This window comes from Leifsonia sp. YAF41 (assembly GCF_052113185.1).
GTDB lineage: Bacteria > Actinomycetota > Actinomycetes > Actinomycetales > Microbacteriaceae > Cryobacterium.
Map to the genome: position 1 here is coordinate 14,248 of NZ_JBFRCS010000007.1, position 18,400 is coordinate 32,647.

An 18,400-nucleotide genomic window follows, 5' to 3' on the forward strand; every position below is an offset into this window, starting at 1 on the left:
AGATAGGTTCCTTTAAACAAGAGGCAGTTTCTCAACCAGGCAATTCCGCCTTTCGCAGCGTCGCTGCGGTTCAGCTGTGGGCACCCGCGTCGCTCCCGGCGATACGGATGCCTCCACAGCTGAACCACAGCGTGCATGCGTTCACCCAGCGTGCGTGCGCTCCTCAGCATCCGTGACGACCTCGTAGACGTCGATCACGATGTCGCCACCGAGTTCGCGGGCGTTGCCGACGAACGCCGACCGGGTCAGCCACTGCAGCCTCGGCTCCGCGGTGCGGAACACGGGCGCGGTGACGAAGTAGTCGATGACCGCGGCGTCCGGGTCGCAGTGCCGCAGCACTCCCACGTTGAAGACGTCGACGATCGCGCCCGATTCCGTGGCGAACTGATAGCGCGCCTCCACGTTCATGGTCTGGTCCGAGCGCGCGGTCGCCCAGTCCCCGCCGCCCGGAAGCACCGTTCCGACGACATCGCCGCTGACCCGGCCGCCGGTGATCGGATAGAAGATCGTCGACTCGCGGTCGCGCTTCTGGAGCAGAATCTCCGGCGCGATCTCGGCGACGATCGTCAGGGCGAATCGCAGCGACACCGAGTCGCCGGTTGCACCGAGCACGGCCTTCTCCTGGGCTGCGTGGTCAATTGCATTCATCGCTGAGCTTCCTTTCGAGCGTTTGAGTGAACCGGTGATTGAGTGAGCCGGTGAGTGAGCGACTGGGTGAGCACTTACGCGTAGAAGCGGTACAGCCCGTGCGCAACGACGGCCGGCTTCGTGCCGCCCTCGATCTCGATCGCCTGGTCGACGCCGATCTGCACGCCGCCGGGAATCTCGGTCACCGTCGCGATGGTGGCGCTCATCCGGATGCGCGAGCCCACCTTCACCGGCGCCGGAAAGCGCACCTTGTCGAGGCCGTAGTTGACCTTGGTGGCCACACCGGTCACGTCGAGCAGCTCGGTCCAAAACGGGATGGCCAGCGACAGGGTCAGAAAGCCGTGGGCGATCGGCGCACCGAACGGGCCGTCAGCAGCGCGAACGGGGTCGGTGTGGATCCACTGGTGGTCATCCGTCGCATCCGCGAAGGTGTTGATCTGCTGCTGGGTGACCTCGCGGTAGTCGGTGTAGCCGAGTTCGCGGCCTTCGAGAGCGGTCAGTTCGTCGAAGCTGACGGTGGTGGTAGCCATGGTGTTCCTTTGCTGTGGGTTGGATGAAGCGGACGGAGAAGTGTCGAAATTGGAGTGAGGTGACGGATGCGCCTGGCCCGGCCGGTCAAGCCGCCAGCCGGTCGAGGCGGCACGCTCTAGCGAAACGCGCCGATCCCGGTGATGGCCCGGCCGAGAACGAGCGCGTTGATCTCGTGCGTGCCCTCATAGGTGTAGATCGCCTCGGCATCGGCGTGAAACCGGGCGACATCGGTGTCGAGGGTGATGCCATTGCCGCCGACGACCTCGCGGGCCAGGGCCACCGTCTCGCGCAGCCGCAGGCCGGTGAACATCTTGGCCAGCGCCGAGTCCTCGTCCCGGAACTCGCCGGCGTCTTGCCGCTCGGTGAGGCGCACGACGAGCGCGAGGCACGCAGTGACGTTGGCCAGCATGACGGCCAACTTCTCCTGAATGAGCTGAAAGCTGGCGAGTGGCCGGCCGAATTGCTCGCGTCTGGCCACATAGTTCACCGCGGCTTCGTAGGCTCCGGCCTGCACGCCGGTTGCGATCCAGGCGACGTCGGAGCGCATCCGTCCGAGCATCGCCGCTACGTCGGCGAAGGAGTTCACGTTCTGCAGGCGAAACTCTTCGGCGACCTGCACGTCGTTGAGCGTCACGTCGAAGTTCTGCATGATGCGCAGCGCGGTCTTGCGCTCGATCTTCGTCAACGTGACGCCGGGGGCATCCCGCCGCACGAGAAATGCCTTGACCTTGCGGTCAGCCTCATCGCGCGCGAAGACGGCGAGATACTCGGCGGTGTCGGCGCCGCCGATCCACCGCTTCCGGCCGCTCAGCACCCAGCCGTCGCCGACCCGGCGGGCGCTGGTTTCCAGGCCGCCGGCGATATCGGAACCGTGATCGGGCTCGGTCAGTGCGAAGACACCCGTGAGCCCGAATGAGCGCACGAGTGGGTCCCAGCGCGCTGCTTGTTCGGCGCTCCCGCCCCGGTTGATCGCCGTGCGGAACAGCCCGGACTGCGCGTTGTAGAACGTCGCGATCGAGGCATCCGTCTTGGCCAGCTCGAAATTGCGAAATCCCGCATAGAGGCCGCGAGGCGTCGCCCCATTGAATTCGGGCGGCGCCATCAGGTCAAGATCGATCAGCGGGGCGATGACCTGGTGCGGAAACTCGCCGCGCTCCCAGTAGTCGGCCAGCAGCGGTTGCACCTGCGAGTCGAGCACACCCCGCAACCGAGCCAGCACGGCGCGCTCGGCGTCGCTGAGCAGCTGGGCAAACCCATACGGGTCGGCGTCCGGCCGGCGAAGGTCCGACACCGGAGCCGAGGAAGCGTGCGGGGACATCAACCGGCCCGCAGACCCAAGAGGCGCACGGCGTTCTCCTTCAGAATCTTCGGGCGCACCGCGTCTTTGATCGTGAGCGCGGCGAAGTCGGCCAGCCACCGGTCGGGGGTGATCAGCGGAAAGTCGGAGCCGAAGAGCACCTTGTCCTGCAGCAACGAGTTCGCGTGCCGCACCAGGTTCTCGGGAAAGTACTTGGGAGACCAGCCCGACAGGTCGATCCAGACGTTGGCCTTGTGGGTGGCCACGGCGAGCGCTTCGTCTTGCCAGGGCACCGACGGATGCGCCATCACGATCTGCAACTGGGGAAAATCGGCGGCCACGTCGTCGAGCAGCATCGGGTTCGACAAGCGCAGTTTGAGGCCGAACCCGCCGGGCAGTCCGGAGCCGATCCCGGTCTGGCCGGTGTGGAAGATCACCGGCAGGCCGAGCGACTGCAGCGTCTCGTAGAGCGGGTAGAACTCCGGAGAGCTGGGGTCGAAGTTCTGCACCGTCGGGTGGAACTTGAACCCGCGCACGCCGAAGTCGTCGACCAGACGGCGCACGCGATCCGCGGCATCCGCCCGGTTCGGATCAACCGAACCGAACGGAATCAGCGCATCGTTGTTGCGTGCCGCACCGCGCGCGATCTCTTCGCTGCTGTTCGGCGCGTGTCCGAGCGCGATCTCGGCGTCGACCGTGAAGACCACTGCGGCCATCTGGCGTTCGCGGTAGATCTCGGCGATCTCATCGAGGCCGGGCCGTTTCGTATCGGCCTTGAAGTATTTGCTCGCAGCGTCGACCAGCGTGGGCGGCAGGGCGTTGTGCCCGTGATCGTCGATCTCAATGTGAACGTGAGTGTCGATCGCGACCACGTTCGGCAGATCGAGACCCAGCTGGTAGACCATGGCTAGCGCGCTCCGCCGGCCGGCGCCTCGGGCTGCAGTTCAGCGGGCAGCGGCGGAAAGTTCTCGCCGACGGTCTGCAATTTCTCGCCGAACTGGTCGAAGAAGGTTGCGGCCAGATCGTCAGCCGCCCAACCGCCCGTCTTGTATTCGGTGACGACGGGCTCGGGGTGCGACCAGAGCTGCACGCGGTCGCCGCCGACGCCGATGGCCTGGCCGGAAATCAGCGAGGCGGCGTCGGAGGCGAGGAAGGAAACCAGTCCGGCGACGTCGTCTGAGGTGCCGAAACCGAGGTCGTGGCGGAAGAACGCGGGCATCGGTTCGCCCCTTTTGTCGGCTTCGACGGCCTTCTGGAAGAAGGGAACCGTCTCGGTCATCGCGGTGGCGGCCACCGGAATCACGGCATTGACGGTGACGTTGGCGCGGGCCAGCTCGAGTGCCCAGGTGCGCACCATGCCCACGATGCCGGCCTTGGCCGCCGCGTAGTTGGTCTGGCCGAAGTTGCCGCGCTGCCCGGTCGGCGAGCCGATGCAGATGATGCGCCCGCCTTCGCCCTGCTCCCGGAAACGGATGGCTGCGGCGCGCACGCAGGTGAAGGTGCCGCGCAGGTGCACGTTGATGACGGCGTCGAAGTCGTCGTCGCTCATCTTCCAGAGCACGGTGTCGCGCAGCACGCCGGCGTTGGTCACCAGGATGTCGAGGCGACCGAAGTTCCCGACCGCCGCGTCAACGAGCTGCTGCGCGGTTTCGGAGCTGCCGACCGGAGCCACCACGGCCACGGCGCGGCCGCCGGCCGCTTCAATGCTTGCGACGGCCTGCTCGGCCACCGCGGCATCGACGTCGTTCACGACGACTGCCGCGCCCTGACGGGCAAGCTCCTGGGCGTAGGCGAGGCCGAGGCCCCGACCGCTTCCGGTGACGATCGCGACTTTTTCTGCCAGCAGCATGGCCAGACTCCTCGGGGTGACGGTGCGCGGCCCCCCGACGTGTGCGGGTTGCTCTGCGGTGATTCGTAGTGAACACTTGATTTAGATCAATGACAACGTAAATACTTGAAAATGTCAATGATTAATAAGTCCATCCATATTGTGAGGTCTCGTGCACGCGCTACCCATCCCGCCGGCCCCGGCAGTGCGCTCTGGCTCGGCGCCCAGTACTCCGTCACGGCTGCTGGCCTCCGATCTCACCGATGAGATCGAATTCCTCACCGCACGCGCTCGGTCGGTGGGTACGGGCCGGGCGAATACCTTGCTCGCCCCGCTCGAGCTGAAGGTCCGCTCCTACTCAGTGCTTGCTCTCGCCTGCAGCGGCCTAGCGCCGTCGCAACGGGAGATGGCCGAGTTTCTCAGCCTCGACCCCAGCCAGATCGTGGCACTGGTCGATCAGCTCGAGCAGCGCGATCTCGTCGCCCGAGTGGCCGACCCCCGCGATCGCCGGTCGAAGGGAATCAGCGCCACACCGGCCGGCGAGGCGCTGTATGACGAAGCCAGGCAAGCCGTGCGCACGGCAGAGGAACAATCACTTGCCGCGCTCAGCACGGCAGAGCGCGAACAGCTGCGCGACCTGCTGACACGCGTCGCCTTCGAGTAGACGCGCCACATGGCGCGGCACCCCGACGGCACCTCTCCAGCCGCGGTCAACCTCTCGCGTAGCGCGCGCGCAGGTCCGCCTTTCGAACCTTGCCGCTCGCGGTGCGCGGCAGCTCATCCATGACGACCAGGCGCTTCGGAATCTTGTAGCGCGCGAGACGGCCCTCGAGCAGCGAACGGATGTCGGCCAGCTCGAGTTGCATCCCCGGCCGCAGCGTCACGACGGCGCAGGGCACTTCGCCCCAGGTGTCGTCGGGCAGGCCGATCACGGCAACGGCGCTGACGGCATCCAGAGTGCCGATCAACTGTTCGATCTCGGCCGGGTAGATGTTCTCGCCGCCGGAAATAATCATGTCCTTGAGCCGATCGGCAATGAACAGATAGCCGTCGGCGTCGAGAGAGCCGAGATCGCCCGAGCGAAACCACTCCCCGTCGGCGTACGCGTCACGGCTCGCCTCCGGCCGGTGCCAGTATTCGGCGATGACGTTGGGGCCGCGCAGCTGGATCTCGCCGACGGTGCCGACATCGACGAGCGAGCCGTCGTCGCCGACGATCCGCAGTTCGGTGAAGAAGTGCGGCAACCCGGCCGATCCGGCCTTGTCGCGACTCCGGGCGGGCGCGAGGCTCGTGGCGCCCGGCGCGGTCTCCGTCATTCCGTATCCGCCCGAGAAGGCCAGACCGCGTTCCTCATAGGCCTCGAGCACGCGCAGTGGAACAGGGGAGCCCCCGCAGGTGAGCTTGTGCAGCGATGAGATGTCGGTTGTCTCCCAGTCGGGGTGCTCGCAGAGCATCTGAAAGGTCGTCGGCACTCCGCTGATCATCGTGGCGCGGTGCTGGGCGATCAAAGCCAGGGTGCGCGCGGGGTCGAACCGAGGCTCGAGCACGACCGTTCCGCCCTTGAGCAGCGTCGGCAGCACCCCCATGCCGAGTGACGCGACATGGAACATCGGCGAAATCATGATCGAGACATCCGTGCTGACGATGTCGTAATCGACGATCACGTTGAAGCAGTTCCAGGTGAGGTTGCCGTGCGTGAGCAGTGCTCCCTTCGGCCGGCCGGTGGTGCCGGAGGTGTAGAGAATCATCGCCGGATCGTCGAGCGAGACCTCGGCGGTTCGCCGTTCTGCGGATGCCTCCGCCACGATGTCGTCGAACGTCTCTGGCCACACGTCGTGGGTGTCGGGAACGACCTGCAGCGGCTCCTCGCCCTTTTCACCGATGACGATGCGATGGTCGACGGCGGAATCTGCGGCGCCGCCGACGGCGAGCACGGAGAGCGCTTGCGCGTGGATCAACACGCTCGCGCCGGAATCGGCCAGTGCGAAATTGATCTCAGGAGCGGCAAGGCGCGAATTGAGGGGCACGAAAATGGCGCCGAGGTTCGCGACTGCGAAGAGTGTTTCGAGAAACGCAGGGTGATTCTCGCCGAGGTAGGCCACGCGGGAACCCGCGGTGACGCCGCGCACGGCCAGCGCGTTGGCCAGACGGTCGATCCGGTCGGCGAGATCCGCATAGGTGAGTGTGTTTTCACCGAAGACGAGTGCGGTCGCCTCCGCCGACTTGATGCGGCGGCGATCGATCCATGACCCCAGTCCTTGGTTCGACATCCGAAACCCTTCACGCTTGTGGCCTCATTGGCACCATCAGACAACGCCGCGTGCACGACGGCGCACAGTGGAATCTACAACGTAAAGTTAATAATTGAAAAAGTCAATGATCTAAGCAAAATCGCACATTGCCCACCCCCACTACGGGGCGCCGCGGCGCGTCGCGACCGGCCGACCGCTAGCCTTCGGCTGGAGATATCTTCGTTCACCAACCCATCGGCCCGCGGGGGCGCCCTGGCCGTGTGCGACTCGGTCCTCCACTTCCTGAATTTCTTCCATGATGACCAAAGTCTGAGGTATCGAGAAACGTGAAAAAAACTCCCATCAGCGGCCTGCGCCGCCTTGCCGCCCTGGGTGTGAGCCTCGCCATGGTCGGCGGGCTCTCCCTCGCGGCCGCCGCGCCCGCATCGGCCGTGCAGGTCACCACCTATACCCTGACCGGGTCAGTCCTCGCCCAGGACACTGACGCACCCCTGGAAGGAGCCGACGTCACGGTCGAAGGCGGTCCGTCGACCCTCACCGATGCGAACGGCGTATTCTCCCTGTCGGTGGAGCCGGGCACACTCAGCGTGACGCTTGACGCAGAGGGATACCAAGCCGTGGTCGCCACGGTGTCCATGCCGAGCGCAGACATTGACCTCGGCCCGACTACCCTCTTTGCCGACGAGCCCGAAGCACCCGCGACGTACTCGATCAGCGGCGTGGTCACGGCCAAGGACGCCAACCCGGCCTTCGCCCCCACCATTGTGCTCTCCGGCATTGCGGGATCCTCGCCGTGGCAGACCGAGCCTGACGCAGAAGGAAACTTCACGTTTGAGCGCCTCGACCCGAGCGCTGACCTTTCGCTGACCATTTCAGCAGAGGGCTACGGAACAAAGGTCATTGCTGCCCCGATCACTGACGCAGACGTCACCGTGTCGGTCGAGCTCCTGGCCAACCTGACCGCCGGCACCGTCACGATCACCGGCACCCACGCCGTTGGCAGCACGCTCACCGCTGTCACGGCTGGCTGGCCTGCAGGCACCACGTTCAGCTACGCGTGGGGCGCCGTCGGACCCTACGCTCAGAACTCGGGCGACATCGAGGGTGCCAACGCATCGACGCTGCCGGTGACCGCCGACATCGTGAACAAGCGAATCTGGGTGCAGGCCATCGGCCACCTCGACGGCTTCGCTGACGGATACTCCGAGCCCGCCTTCACCGACGCCCCGCAGCTGCCGATCGCAGCCCCGCCGGTCGCCAACTCCTCCGAGCTCGCCGCATTCCTTGAGGCCAACGGCTCCACGCCGGCGTCCCAGACCTCCGTCGGCCTGCCGGCTGGCGCCCTGGACCCGACCAAGAGCTACACCGCCAACGTGCCGTTCGCCGGAAGTGACGACTTCGTTGACGTCTTCCTGTACTCGTCGCCGATCAGTGTCGGCACCTTCCCGGTCGTGAACGGCGTCGCACAGGTCACCCTGAGCGCCAAGGTGCTCGGTCAGCTGGCCGCTGGTTCGCACACGCTCGTCGTCGTCGGGCAGTTCACCGGCACCGTGTCGAGCGTTGCGATCAGTGTCTCTGCAGTGCTCGCCGAGACCGGTTCTAACGCTGTTGTACCGATCACCGCTTCCGCGCTGCTTCTGCTGCTCGGTGGCGCGCTGGTTGCCGTGCGTCGCCGTCGCGCGCACGTCTAACCACTCGTAGTACAAAAGGGGGCCCGGCCATTTGGCCGGGCCCCCTTTTGCGTGCCTAGGCGCGTGAAATTCCCACGCGTGCGCTCGAATCGTCGCCCACCAGCATCCGGAGCGACGTTCTGAGCGCACGCGTGGGCCGCGAGCGCGTGCCGCGAGCGCGTGCCGCGAGCGCGTGACGACCGCTAGAACCGACGCGCGAACGGCAGCGGTTTGCGCATCCGCACGAGCAACAGGATCGGCACCAGCACGTAGGGCAGGTTGAATGCCAGAAACTTGACCGGGTTGGGTGTGCGCCATTGCGCCTCGCCGAAGAACTCGACACCGAACACGATGATCCCCGTGATTGAGGCGATCATCGTCGCGTAGATCACGCTGGGCAGCTGAATCCAGTTCCAGCCGCGGACGAGCGAGACGACGAGCACGATGTAGAACGGCATATAGAGGAACGCCGACAGACCGGTGACGATGCGCATCCAGACCGGCGGATGCGCGAACAGTGGATCGGTGTCGTGGGCGTACCACCAGTTCGAGTTCACGAAGAAGTTGCTCGACGGAGCTGAGATGTCGACGCCGAGCGTGGGCAGCAGATCGCTGATCAACGAGGTGACCGTGAAGGCCGAGAAGAGCGCGATGAGAAGGATGTCGATGGGTCGATCGCGGAGCCGCAGCGACGGCGCGAGGGTCGTCGGCTGAACGGGACTCGGCGCAGGGGGCTGCATGCCAGATCACATTAGTCCGGGTTCGCCACGCCGCAACCCGCCGGGATAGTCTGACCCATGTCAGGCATCGGCCCTGCGCTGCCGCCGACTCGGCGCGCAGATGCGTCACCGGCCTGCCGAATCACCGGCAGAATTGACAGATGACGATTCCGCTTTCCGGCACCCAGTTCGAGCTCTCCTTCGGTGACTACACCGCCACCGTCGCAAGTGTCGGCGCGACCCTGCGCACACTCACGCACGCCGGGCGCGACCTGATCGTGCCGTTCGACGCCAACGAGGTGCGCCCCGGGTTTCGCGGCGCCATCCTCGCCCCCTGGCCGAACCGGATCGTCGACGGACGCTACACGCAGGACGGCGTCACCCACCAGCTGAGCCTCACCGAGCCGGATCGCGGGCACGCCCTGCACGGACTCGCCGGCTGGCTCGACTTCATCGCGCTCGAGGAGCCGTCGGCGGATTCGCCGTCGCGCGTCGTGCTCGCCTCGACTATTGAGCCTCAGACCGGCTACCCCTACCGCCTGCAGCTGCGGGTCGAATACACGCTCGACGCCGACGGACTCCGCACCACGATGATGGCCCGCAATGTCGGCCCGGATTCCGCGCCCTACGGCACCGGCCCGCACCCGTACCTGATCGCGGGCGAGGGCACCGTCGACGACTGGACGCTCACCCTGCCCGCCGAGCGCGTGCTCACCGTCACCGATGAGCGGCTGATTCCGATCGGGCTGGCGGATGTCGCCACCGAGGGAGACGGCGCGCTCGACTTCCGCACACCCCGCGTCGTCGGCGGCACCATGATCGACCACGCCTTCACCGGTCTGAGCCGCGACGAGGATGGCATCGCCGAGGTGCGGCTGACTGCGCCATCCGGTACCGGTGTCGCGATGCGCTGGAGCACCGGCTGCCGCTGGGTACAGCTGTACACGGCCGACCAGCCCGACCCCGCCTTCAACCGCGGGAGCCTCGCCGTTGAGCCGATGACCTGCCCGCCCGACGCGTTCAATTCGGGAACCGACCTGATCATGCTGAAGCCGGGTCAGCTCGCCTCGGTCGGCTGGACGATCGCCGCGATCTAGGCTTTTCGCCGGTCGCCGGTCGCCGGTCTGCACCGAGTTTGCGCGTTCCGGTCGAGTTGCTCTGTTCTACCTGGGCAACTCGACCGCAAGTCTCAATCTCGGCGAGGGTTGCCGGTCTGCCGGTCGCCGGTCTGCACCGAGTTTGCGCGTTCCGGTCGAGTTGCCCTGTTCTACCTGGGCAACTCGACCGCAAGTCTCAATCTCGGCGAGGGTTGCCGGTCCGGTGCCCGTTCGGTGGCTAGCTCAGGCAATCCCGGATGCCGCGCGACAGAAGCCCCGGAATCACGCGGCCAGTATCCGCCCGCCGGCAGGATCTCCTGAATTAGCCACACGTTCCCCGGCCGGCTGGTCTCCCCGGCCACCCACATCCGCTCCACACTCCCGTGTGCATTCGGGGGCTAACTCAGGTAATCCCGGATGGTGCGCGACAGAAGCCCCGGAATCACGCGGCCCAAATCTTCTGGCCGGCAGGATTACCGGAGTTAGCCACACCCTCCCTCGGCGCCTGGCCTACGCGACCACCCGCATCCGCTCGAAGTTGCCGAGTTCGTTCGGGGGCTAACTCAGGCAATCCCCGGATGGTGCGCGACAGAAGCCCCGGAATCACGCGGCCCAGATTTGCCCGTCGGCAGGATTTCCTGAATTAGCCACTCCGGCACTGAAGGTACTGCAGGGATGGCCGCGAGGTCGAGGTGCCAGCGCATCGGCGCCGCGGCCGAGACCGACATGATTTGACCGGATGCCACGGCCTGCGAGAGCGAGTCGCCCCACCCCGTCGCGGGCTCAATCGCCAGCACAGGATCCGCAGCAAACTCGCCGTTGTCCCAGAACAGGCCGAGATACGGAAGTGCGGTCGGATCCCAGCTCAGCCGCAACGACTGCTCTCCGCCGAGATTCAGGGTTGCGGAATCCGCCGTGACGCCGGGCGGCAGGAATGCCTTGACCGAGGTTTCCGGGGAGAGCATGCCGTGCAGCGTCCGCACCGGGAACTCCAGCCGAGCCCCGCCGTTCGGATACTCCTCGACCAGCTCCGGCCTGATCTCGCGCCCGGCGAGACCCAGCGTCAGCGTCGCGTGCGGGCCGGCGCTGAACTGCGGATGCGCACACCACAACAGCGGGTACTCCCCCATCGCGTCGGTCGTCGCGGTGTATTCGAACCGCAGCCCGGGATCCGTCGCCCGGATGGTGCGCCGCACCGTGACCGGCAGGCTGGTGAGTTCGACGGCCATGACGAGCGCGTCGGCCGACGCCGACTCGACGACCCAGGGCACATTCCACAGGTCGCCGTGGTCGGGAACGGACGTTCCGTCGGGCAGAGCATCGGCTTGCACTGACGGAGCAACCTCGTCCCACCCGCCCATTCCTGCGTGGACGAACGGCGCGCCGAGGCCTGGCTGGTCGCTCGGATAGCTGGGCGCAAGCCACTCTGCTTGGTCAGACCGAAGACTGACGATGCGCCCACCGTGCTCTGCGTCAACGGTGCAGCGCAGTCCCTGACCGGCCACCTCCCAGTTCACGCCGTGACTCGCTCAGTCACACACGCGATCACGCAGGGAGCCCGATCGAGCGATCGCCCGAGCGCATTTGCCGAATGACCACAGTGGTCACGGTCAGACCGGGCGTCGCCACGTTCCGCCAGAACGCGTTCCCGTCGAGTGGCCGTCACAGGGCGACCGTCTTGGGCAGCAAGCTGCCAAGTTTATGAAGCTGCTCACGCATAAGTGCAATGTCGGCTTCCCTGGCGGCCTGGGGGTCGTCGGTGAAGAGCAGCATCGTGGGCAGGGAGGTGGCGAAGTAGTCGATCGTGGCCCGGGTCGTCGACAACTCGTCGACATAATCGGCGAGCCCCGCGCTGAGCGCCTCGACCTCGTCGTGCCGGCCGAGTCGCGCCAAGGCGAGCACCGAGTAGAAGGTCTGCGTGCTGAACGGTTGCACGTTCATCTGCACGAAGTCGCCGCGGAACGAGGCCGAACGACCCCAGGCCGCGTCGGCGCCCGTTGCGTCACCGGCCGCGGCCAGCGCATCCCCGAGCTGCAAGTGCAATCGCGCTGAATTCGCGAGCGGATGCCGCGCCTCACCGAGCGAGGCCGGGCTCAGCAGGGCGTCTTCGATCAGTCGCACTGCCTGCGGGGCGTCGCCGTCGGCCACTGCCGTCTCGGCCAGGGCGAGATGCGCGGCATCCCAGGCGGCAAGGGCCTGCCCTTCACCGCCTTCCCATGGCTGGAACGCGCGCGCGGCGAGCAGATCGCGCGCCGCAGCCGGGTCGCCCGTCGCGGTGAGCAGGTTGGCGTAGACAACCGTGAGGTCGTCGCGGGAGGAGACCAGGTCGATCTGCCCGGCCAGGAGCCGCAGCCGTTCGGCTGCTGAATCGCCGAGTCGAGCGGCCAGCTGGTCGGCTTCGTAGAGCAACTTGGCGTCGGTGGGAGCGACGGCTCGGGCAGCCCGATAGTGAGCGCGGGCGGCCGGGCCGTCACCCCGCACGTTGTAGGCGGCGATGCCGAGGTTGCGCTGAGCCATCACCTGGATGCGGCTCGACGACGAGCCGGAGTTCGGCAGAGTGGTATCGAGCAGAGCGGTGTCGGGCTGGGCGGTGTCGGGCCGTGCGGCATCCGTTGCCCCCTCGGTCTGAACAGCCTGCTCCCAATATCCGATCGCGGTCGCGTAGTTGCGCTTGTCGTAGTGCCAGTTGCCGAGCAGGGTGGCGGCGAGGGCGTCGGCGGGGTCGGCAGCGAGGGCCGCGGTGAGCACCCGGATGTCGTCTGCGCGCGACGCCTGGCAGAACTCGGCGTTGACGCTCTGGGCCGACGCACGCGCTGCGGCAGCCTGCTCGGGCAGCGCCTGGGCGTCAAGCAGGGCGGCGCGGTGGTACTGAACCAGCGGACCAACCTGCACCTGGCCGAGAGCCGTGGCGGCGGATGCGGCGGCTGCGGCGTCCAGCACCCGCAGCGCGTCGTCGATCAGTCCCGCCCGGGCGTAGTCGAGGGCGACGTCGAGCAGGGTGGGGGCGTCGGCGGTGACCGGCAGGCCGGCCAGGTCGCGCGCCCACTGGTCGAGCGGATCGATGGCCAGGGTCGCCGCCACCCGCGCGGTCGCCTCGGTCTCGCGGCCCAACCGGCGAAGCACCGCGGCGAGCAGATCGGCGGCCTGCAGGTGCGAGCCGTCGAGCCGCAAGACCTCGCGCAGATCGGATTCGGCGGCGCTGAAGCTGCCGGCCCGGGTTTTCACGCGGGCGAGGGCGTAGTGGGCGGGCACCCGCCAGGCCGAGTTCCAGGTCGCTTTGGCCAGGTACCCCTCGGCTTCCGCGTCACGGCCCTGCCGCTCGAGCAGAACGCCGAGGCGGTAGTGCGCTTCGCCGTCGGCGGGGTTGGAGACCCGGGAGACCAGTCGGTCGATGGCCGTGCGCAGCAGCTGCTCGGCTTCGGCCTCGGCACCGGCCCAGAGCAGGCGCTCGGCGAGGGCGATGTTCGAGCGCACGTCATGCGGGTCGCGGCGCAGCGCCTCGCGCCAGTACGGTTCCGGGAACCGGTTGGCGTGACGGTACTGGTGCAGGTACTGCCCGGTGAAGAAGAGTTCGTCGATCGATTCGATCTCGGTGGGCAGCGGCGGCTCGGTGGCGGCGCCGGCGATTTCTGCGTCGTTGGACGCATCCGCGCGGGGGCGCCAGCTGATCAACTCGGTTCCCGCGTGGCTCACGGTGAGGGTCAGCGCCGTCGCCTCGTGACTGCCGGCTTCGGTCAGGGTCTGCAGCAGCGGCAGGCCGGGGGCGAGGTCATGCGTCGTGCTGCTCAGGATGCCGTCGGCGTCGCTGCGGAGTTCGACGACGCATCCAGCCAGGTCCTCGGCGACGGCGACGCCGATCGCGATGACGGTTGTTCGCTCGGCGTCAGAGGCTGCGGACGCCGCGGATGCCGCGGATGCTGCTCCCGGCGTCACCTCGAGGCTGACCGCGACCCGGTTGGTGGCCTGGTGAGCCGGTCCGATCCCGTGAATCGGGTACCAGTACTGACTGAAGGTCTTGGTCTCCCCGGGGGCGAGGTAGGAGAAGTCGGGCTGGTTGTCGGTGAATGCCCCGGCCATCAGCTCAATGTAGGGGCCGTCGGTGTCGGTGAGACTGGCATCCCAGGCGTGGCCGAAGGGGGCGTTGCCCCAGGTCCACATCTTCTTGCCCGGCGCAATGTGCCGGTCGGCCCAATAGACGAACCCAGCGCCGCGGCCGTGGTCGTAACCGCCGAAGAAGTCGTCTTGCGTGTCGGTCACCATGTACGACGTGGGCACCGGGATGTTGCGGTACCAGTCGAGCCGGTCGCCGTCGGGCGTCGCCTCGGTCTTCTGGGCCGGGTAATCGACGCCGTAGTAGCGGCCCTCGACCGCCGGGTAGCTGGCCGTTGCCCGCTTGGCGTGATCGGCGATCTGGCGCACATCCGTGGGAAAGAACGCCTGGTAGTCGTCGTCGACGGCCGCAGCCACGTTGGCCCACCAGAGGAAGGTCTGGGTTTCGTCAGTGCGGTTGTAGAGGCGCACGCGGGCCTCGATCGCCGCGCTGGTGGGCCGCAGCCGGATGCCGTGCATGCCCTTCATCCGGGTGAAGGGGTCGTGGTCGGAGCACCAGACCGTGACGGCGCCGTCGGCTTCGTGCTCGATTTCGAATTCGGTCGGCAGGAAGGTGGCCGGGCGGTGATGTTGCGGCCAGTTGAACTCGATACCGCCGGAGATCCACGGGCCGGCCAGCCCGACGAGGGCCGGCTTGATGACGTTGTTGCGATAGAAGAAGTCGTAGTCGGCGACCTTGTCGTAGCCGATGTGGATGCGTCCGCCGAGCTCGGGCAGGATCACCAGGCGCACCCACTGGTTCTCCAGGTGCACGGCCTGCCAGGCGTGCGGAGTCTTGGTCTGGCTGATGCGCTCGTGGAACGGGAGCGGATAGACCCGGCCGCTGGAGCCCTGGTACACGCGCTGCTCAAGAAAGGCGGGAAGGGCGTCCGGGGCGAGTGGCAGGTAGGTGTCGATCACCAGCGGTTCGCTCCAGCAGGCGACGCCGGCATCCTGCAGCTCGGTCGGCACGGCGGGGAGCTGGATGGTGGAGATCGCTTCAGGGAGCACAGCGTCGAGTGTGGCGTCAGGGGCGGCGTCACAGGCGGCGTCAGGCGTGGCGCTGTCGCGCGCTGCCTCGTGAAGTTCATTCTGCATATCGAAACCCTAAAAGCCGGTTCGGGGCCGGGGAATGGTCGATCTGTCGGAAGAAATGGACAAAACGCTGATTTCTGGAATGCTAGGCGGATGGTCATCGCCGACGGTTTCCCCGGACAACGCCTGTTTGTGCTGCCCCGACCCCGTGTCAGGGAGGCGCTGCAGCAGCCGGGCACCCGTCATCTGCTGGTCACGGACTGCGGCTACTTTCCCGAGGCTCGTTCCCATGGATTGCAGCGGATTGAGCCCATCGACCAGGCGGTGATCATTGTCTGCACCTCGGGCACGGGCTGGTGCACGCTCGACGGCGTCACGCATGCGATCGAGAAGGGTCAGGTACTCGTGCTGCCGCCGGAGGTGCCTCACGCCTACGGGAGCGAACAGGACGATCCGTGGACGGTGTGGTGGTTGCACCTGAACGGCAGTGACGTGTCGGAGTTCCTGGCCGCCTCGGAATTCACCGTCGCGTCACCCGTGCGCACGGTCAGCAACGTCTACCGCCTGGTCACGCTGGTCGAAGACGTCGTGCAGCAGATGGAACGTGACCTCGGCTCCGCGAACCTGCTCGCGGCATCCGGTGCCGCCTGGCATCTGCTGGCACTGCTCACCTCGGGGGCCGGCGCCCCGACCGCGCAGACCACGGTCATCGACCGCGCCAAGAGCTACCTGCGCAGCAACCTGTCCGACCGGGTCACCGTGACCGAGCTCGCGGGAATGGCCCGGCTCAGCCCGTCGCATTTCGCGACGCTGTTTCGCACGCAGGTCGGCCTGCCGGTTCTGCAGTACCAAACCCAGTTACGGATGGCTCGGGCACGCGAGCTTCTCGACACCACAGACCTGCCCGTCGCTCGCATTGCCGAGGGCATCGGCTACGCCGACCCGTTCTATTTTTCGCGTCAGTTTCGTGCGGTGCACGGCACGACGGCACAGCAGTACCGGGCGCAGCGTAAGGGGTGACTCGCTTCGCTCTCCTGTGTAGGCGGCGGCGGGTGCGGCGGCCCGGCGCGGTGGCGGTGGCGGCGGTGGCGGTGGCTGTTGCCCGTCACGTCGGTGGTTAACTCCTGCAATTCCGGATGTCAGGCGCAAGCACCCGCAGAATCACGCGGCACTTTTCTGCCGCACAGCAGGATTTCCTGAGTTAGCCACACAAACGCGCCGGGAGGATGGCGGTTGGTCACCCCACCGGAAGGCATTGGCCGACCCGCACGAGCGTGACCAGGCCGAACGAGTAGCGCACGTGGAGGCTCGTGGCCGGGAGATCGACTCCCCCGGCGAGGTCGATGTTGCCGCCGAGTCCGCTGTCTTCGTTGTACCCGAGCGCCTCCCACGCCGCAACGATCCGCTCCGCCGCCGCGACGTTTCCGTCGGTGATCTCACGGTCATGCTCGTCGCTTGACGTGTCGGTGATCACCCCGGTGGTGAAACTCACGTCGGGATAGATGTACGACATCCCTGCGTTGTTGGCGGAGGTCTCGACGGTCACGATGGCCGGCGCATCCGCGGGCGTCTCGCTGAGTGCACTGCTCGTGCCGTCACCGTTCGAAATCGTCCAGACCGCTGACGGGCCGGCGGCAGCCACGGCGACATCGAGCAGTGTCTGCATGCCCGCCTCGACCTCGATGACGCTCAATTGCGTGGCCGACTCGTCGGGGACAACCTCGGCGGGTTGGGGAAGTGACTGCTGCTGCTCCTGGTAGTCGGGAGGGCCGTCGAGGTTGTGCCACGATTGCTGCTCAGCGGCGGCGTCCCGTGACTCCGACACCGCGCCGAGGAGCGCCATCCCGCAGAGCAAGGTCACAGCGAGAATGCAGCCGGTCAGCACCGCGACACCGCCCGACGTCGGCGTGAGGTCGACGTCGCTCGCGCCGGCCTGTCTCGCCCGTCGTCCGGCGATGCTTGACGCCACGGCGAAGCCGAGCGCACCGGCAGGAATCGCTGCGGCAACGAAGGATTGTGCCACGTACCAGGCCGCAACTCGCTCGGGAAACTGTTCGATTGCCCCGCCGAACACCGACCCCAGTACCAGCAGCATCCACGGCACAGAAATTAAGCCGAGGACGCCGAGAACCACAGCCACGCTACGCAAATGCCGCGCTCGGTTGAGGGAGCGCGTGCGTTCACCGTGTCCGGCATCGGGTGCCACGACGATGGGATCGTTCGATCCCAATCCCTGGCCCGCGATCGGTTCAGGCACACCGGCATTGTCGCGGCTCGGACGCTGGGGAATCGGAGGCGGTCCCCGGCGAAGATCCGGGCCGGGGTCTCCTGCGACGCCGGTCGATGCCGCGGTCGATGCCGTCGTTGCTGGCGATGCCTGCGCTGTCGTTGAGGACTGAGGTGCCCGCGCGGTCGACACCGCTGCCGCTCGCCGCGGCTCTGAATCGAGAACGCTGATGCTGAGCGCAGCCGCCGCTGCGGCCGCCAGCATGAGAAATGCACCCGCCGCCCCGAACGCCAGACCCCCCGTCAGGATGGGCCGACCGTTGCCCTCGACGATGGCGGCGACGGAGAGAACGCTGAGAACGGCGCCGACGGCGCCAGCCACGCTCTTCACCGATCGGCCAGTCGCACCGAGCCAGACCGCGGCGAGCACGGCGAGCGCCGCACCACACCCGCAGGCCAGGCCCACGAATACTCCGATTAGAGCGCCGGCCAGCCCCACCATCAGCGTGAAAATTGCCCCACCGCCGCCCATCTCGGTCGCGCCGAGAACTAGACCGCTGACCAGCCCGATCCCGCTGCCGAGCAGCGCTCCGACGGCGAGCGCCTTGGTGAACGACTGGCCGACCGTGCGCCCGGGCAAGATTGCCCCGGGGCGGTCGAGCCGTGCTGCGGCCGACGTGCGCGGTGTCGTCACGTCGCCGTCGGCATCCGTCGCGTGATCCGTGTTCGGCTGCGGGCTGGAGTCGCTGGGACGGCCGTCGTGCGTACTGCCGTCGTGCCGCTCGCCGTCGTCTGAATTACCGTCACTCCCCATACGCGTTCCCCCCGGTTCCGCTCCAACCTACCGGCCCTCGTCCCCGCGCCCCGTGGCTAACTCCTGCAATCCCGGATGTCGAGCGTCACCACCCCCGGAATCATGCGGAACTTTTCTGCCACCCGGCAGGATTGCAGGAGTTAGCCACACCGCCCGCGCATGGGTCAGCCCCGCGACGGATGCCCGACCCCCGG

General features: G+C 67.2%; 14 protein-coding genes. 4 read left to right on the forward strand and 10 right to left on the reverse strand.

All coding sequences use genetic code 11. The annotated features are described in order from the left end of the window. Positions 1-141: 141 nt before the first annotated feature. The 5 genes from AB4Y63_RS07875 to AB4Y63_RS07895 all read right to left on the reverse strand — a co-directional run bounded on the left by AB4Y63_RS07875 (position 142) and on the right by AB4Y63_RS07895 (position 4,325). Positions 142-648 carry a DUF3237 domain-containing protein gene (locus AB4Y63_RS07875; protein ID WP_441790499.1) on the reverse strand — a complete coding sequence of 169 codons (507 nt, stop codon included), beginning with the start codon at positions 646-648 and terminating at the stop codon, positions 142-144. Between the two features lie 74 nt (positions 649-722). Next, positions 723-1,178 (reverse strand): MaoC family dehydratase, encoded by a 456-nt coding sequence (locus AB4Y63_RS07880; RefSeq protein WP_441790500.1) that lies wholly within the window; start codon positions 1,176-1,178, stop codon positions 723-725. A 116-nt stretch (positions 1,179-1,294) separates the two neighbouring features. Continuing rightward, positions 1,295-2,497, reverse strand: a complete 1,203-nt coding sequence (locus tag AB4Y63_RS07885) for an acyl-CoA dehydrogenase family protein (protein ID WP_441790501.1) — start codon at positions 2,495-2,497, stop codon at positions 1,295-1,297. Beyond that, positions 2,497-3,381, reverse strand: a complete 885-nt coding sequence (locus AB4Y63_RS07890; RefSeq protein ID WP_441790502.1) for an amidohydrolase family protein — start codon at positions 3,379-3,381, stop codon at positions 2,497-2,499. Before AB4Y63_RS07890 ends, AB4Y63_RS07885 begins: the two co-directional genes overlap by 1 nt. A gap of 2 nt (positions 3,382-3,383) precedes the next feature. Next, positions 3,384-4,325 carry an SDR family oxidoreductase gene (locus AB4Y63_RS07895; RefSeq protein WP_441790503.1) on the reverse strand — a complete coding sequence of 314 codons (942 nt, stop codon included), beginning with the start codon at positions 4,323-4,325 and terminating at the stop codon, positions 3,384-3,386. A gap of 151 nt (positions 4,326-4,476) precedes the next feature. Here AB4Y63_RS07895 and AB4Y63_RS07900 point away from each other — a divergent pair, with 151 nt between their 5' ends. Further along, positions 4,477-4,968 carry a MarR family winged helix-turn-helix transcriptional regulator gene (locus tag AB4Y63_RS07900; protein ID WP_441790504.1) on the forward strand — a complete coding sequence of 164 codons (492 nt, stop codon included), beginning with the start codon at positions 4,477-4,479 and terminating at the stop codon, positions 4,966-4,968. Positions 4,969-5,014: 46 nt separating this feature from the next. On the opposite strand, the gene AB4Y63_RS07905 is transcribed toward AB4Y63_RS07900, so the two are convergent. Then, entirely contained in the window at positions 5,015-6,574 is a 1,560-nt protein-coding gene (locus tag AB4Y63_RS07905) for an acyl-CoA synthetase (protein WP_441790505.1), read from the reverse strand. A gap of 308 nt (positions 6,575-6,882) precedes the next feature. Here AB4Y63_RS07905 and AB4Y63_RS07910 point away from each other — a divergent pair, with 308 nt between their 5' ends. Beyond that, on the forward strand, positions 6,883-8,247 hold the full coding sequence (locus AB4Y63_RS07910; RefSeq protein ID WP_441790506.1) for a carboxypeptidase regulatory-like domain-containing protein: 1,365 nt from the start codon (positions 6,883-6,885) through the stop codon (positions 8,245-8,247). Positions 8,248-8,429: 182 nt separating this feature from the next. Here AB4Y63_RS07910 and AB4Y63_RS07915 read toward each other — a convergent pair whose 3' ends face one another. Further along, positions 8,430-8,966, reverse strand: a complete 537-nt coding sequence (locus AB4Y63_RS07915) for an EXPERA domain-containing protein (RefSeq protein WP_441790507.1) — start codon at positions 8,964-8,966, stop codon at positions 8,430-8,432. A 140-nt stretch (positions 8,967-9,106) separates the two neighbouring features. On the opposite strand from AB4Y63_RS07915, the gene AB4Y63_RS07920 reads away from it, so the two are divergent. Next, positions 9,107-10,042 carry an aldose 1-epimerase family protein gene (locus tag AB4Y63_RS07920; protein WP_441790508.1) on the forward strand — a complete coding sequence of 312 codons (936 nt, stop codon included), beginning with the start codon at positions 9,107-9,109 and terminating at the stop codon, positions 10,040-10,042. A gap of 563 nt (positions 10,043-10,605) precedes the next feature. Here the strand turns inward: AB4Y63_RS07920 and AB4Y63_RS07925 are convergent. Together AB4Y63_RS07925 and AB4Y63_RS07930 are read right to left on the reverse strand one after the other, a co-directional pair. Then, positions 10,606-11,559, reverse strand: a complete 954-nt coding sequence (locus AB4Y63_RS07925) for a hypothetical protein (RefSeq protein WP_441790509.1) — start codon at positions 11,557-11,559, stop codon at positions 10,606-10,608. Between the two features lie 145 nt (positions 11,560-11,704). Further along, positions 11,705-15,229, reverse strand: coding sequence for a DUF5107 domain-containing protein (locus AB4Y63_RS07930; RefSeq protein ID WP_441790510.1), 3,525 nt, complete (start codon positions 15,227-15,229; stop codon positions 11,705-11,707). Positions 15,230-15,319: 90 nt separating this feature from the next. On the opposite strand from AB4Y63_RS07930, the gene AB4Y63_RS07935 reads away from it, so the two are divergent. Continuing rightward, a complete protein-coding gene (locus AB4Y63_RS07935) occupies positions 15,320-16,186 on the forward strand; it encodes a helix-turn-helix domain-containing protein (RefSeq protein WP_441790511.1) in 867 nt (288 codons plus the stop codon). A gap of 217 nt (positions 16,187-16,403) precedes the next feature. Here AB4Y63_RS07935 and AB4Y63_RS07940 read toward each other — a convergent pair whose 3' ends face one another. Continuing rightward, positions 16,404-18,206, reverse strand: coding sequence for a hypothetical protein (locus AB4Y63_RS07940; RefSeq protein ID WP_441790512.1), 1,803 nt, complete (start codon positions 18,204-18,206; stop codon positions 16,404-16,406). Positions 18,207-18,400: the final 194 nt, after the last annotated feature.

Coding starts and splice junctions, on each gene's coding strand:
- AB4Y63_RS07875 (WP_441790499.1), bottom strand. CDS start 648: ATGAATGCAATTGACCACGCAGCCCAGGAGAAGGCCGTGCTCGGTGCA.
- AB4Y63_RS07880 (WP_441790500.1), bottom strand. CDS start 1,178: ATGGCTACCACCACCGTCAGCTTCGACGAACTGACCGCTCTCGAAGGC.
- AB4Y63_RS07885 (WP_441790501.1), bottom strand. CDS start 2,497: ATGTCCCCGCACGCTTCCTCGGCTCCGGTGTCGGACCTTCGCCGGCCG.
- AB4Y63_RS07890 (WP_441790502.1), bottom strand. CDS start 3,381: ATGGTCTACCAGCTGGGTCTCGATCTGCCGAACGTGGTCGCGATCGAC.
- AB4Y63_RS07895 (WP_441790503.1), bottom strand. CDS start 4,325: ATGCTGCTGGCAGAAAAAGTCGCGATCGTCACCGGAAGCGGTCGGGGC.
- AB4Y63_RS07905 (WP_441790505.1), bottom strand. CDS start 6,574: ATGTCGAACCAAGGACTGGGGTCATGGATCGATCGCCGCCGCATCAAG.
- AB4Y63_RS07915 (WP_441790507.1), bottom strand. CDS start 8,966: ATGCAGCCCCCTGCGCCGAGTCCCGTTCAGCCGACGACCCTCGCGCCG.
- AB4Y63_RS07920 (WP_441790508.1), top strand. CDS start 9,107: ATGACGATTCCGCTTTCCGGCACCCAGTTCGAGCTCTCCTTCGGTGAC.
- AB4Y63_RS07930 (WP_441790510.1), bottom strand. CDS start 15,229: ATGCAGAATGAACTTCACGAGGCAGCGCGCGACAGCGCCACGCCTGAC.
- AB4Y63_RS07935 (WP_441790511.1), top strand. CDS start 15,320: ATGGTCATCGCCGACGGTTTCCCCGGACAACGCCTGTTTGTGCTGCCC.
- AB4Y63_RS07940 (WP_441790512.1), bottom strand. CDS start 18,206: ATGGGGAGTGACGGTAATTCAGACGACGGCGAGCGGCACGACGGCAGT.